The sequence below is a fragment of the Curvibacter soli genome (assembly GCF_029211125.1).
GTDB lineage: Bacteria > Pseudomonadota > Gammaproteobacteria > Burkholderiales > Burkholderiaceae_C > Curvibacter_A > Curvibacter_A soli.
This window is the reverse complement of sequence record NZ_JARGEN010000069.1, coordinates 1-1004: the sequence shown is the minus strand read 5'-3', so window position 1 is coordinate 1004 and position 1004 is coordinate 1. Positions and strand designations below refer to the sequence as shown.

Annotated in this window: 1 protein-coding gene and 1 pseudogene; both read left to right on the top strand. The window is 70.7% G+C overall.

The features are described from left to right. A pseudogene (locus PY257_RS14275) lies at positions 1-191 on the top strand (methyl-accepting chemotaxis protein); the annotation flags it as partial. Positions 192-211: 20 nt separating this feature from the next. Then, the coding region (locus tag PY257_RS14270; RefSeq protein ID WP_275742993.1) for a HAMP domain-containing protein at positions 212-1004 on the top strand (793 nt) is incomplete at its 3' end.

The following is a 1004-nucleotide window of genomic DNA, read 5'->3' as shown; positions in this document are numbered from 1 at the left end:
ACGCGGCGCTGGTGGAGGAATCGGCCTCCGCGGCCATTTCCCTGCGCGAGCAGGCGGCGCAGATGGAAGACGCGGTGCGCGTGTTCCGCCTGCCCCACGACCAGCATGCTGCCGCGCAAGCCTGGCTGCCGCCCGCGCAGGCGCAGCCCGGGGCCCTGGCCGTGCCGGCGCTGCGCACGGCCGCCACCTGAACGGCAAAGAAAGAGGCTCCATGTACCGTGGCGTGTTTTTGAGCAACATCCCCGTCTCGCGCAAGATCTGGGGCGCCATCCTCATCCTGCTGGCCGCCATGCTGGTGGTCGCGGCGCTTGCCATGTGGCAGGCTTTCGCGGCGCAGCAGCGCGCCGATGCCGCGATGGTGCGCCAGGACGAGATGGTCATGCGGGTGGTCGACTGGCAGGGCATCGTGCAGACGCAGATGGCCAAGGTCACCTCTTCCGAATCCAGTGGCGATCCGTCCGTGGCCGACCTGTTCGCGCTCGACAAGACCAAGGACGGCTCCACGCTGGCGGCGGCGCGCGCGGCGGTGCAGGAGCGGCTCGACAACGACGCCAGCCGGGCCCTGTGGAGCCAGGCCGAGGCGGCGGCGCAGGCGGTCAAGGGCGTGGTGGCGGTGGTGCAGAAGGCCCACGAGGATGCGGGCGCCGTCGACAGGCCCAAGGTGGAGGGCGAGCTGTACCCCGCAGTGAAGAAATACCTGGCCGCGGTCGACCAGGTGGTGGCCGCGCAGCGCGACGAGGCGGCGCGGCTGCACACGCTGGCCGACACCGCGAGCCAGGGCGCCATCGCCTTCGGCATCGGCGGCGCGCTGGTGGTGCTGGTAGTCGGCATGTTCGTGGCCTCGACACTGGTGCGCACGATCCGCCAGCCGCTGCGGGAATCGGTGGCGCTGGCCGAGGCGATAGCGCAGGGCGACCTGACCCAGCGCATGGACGCAACGCGCGGGGACGAATTCGGCGAACTCATGCGCTCGCTGCAGAACATGAACGCCTTCCTGGAGCGCA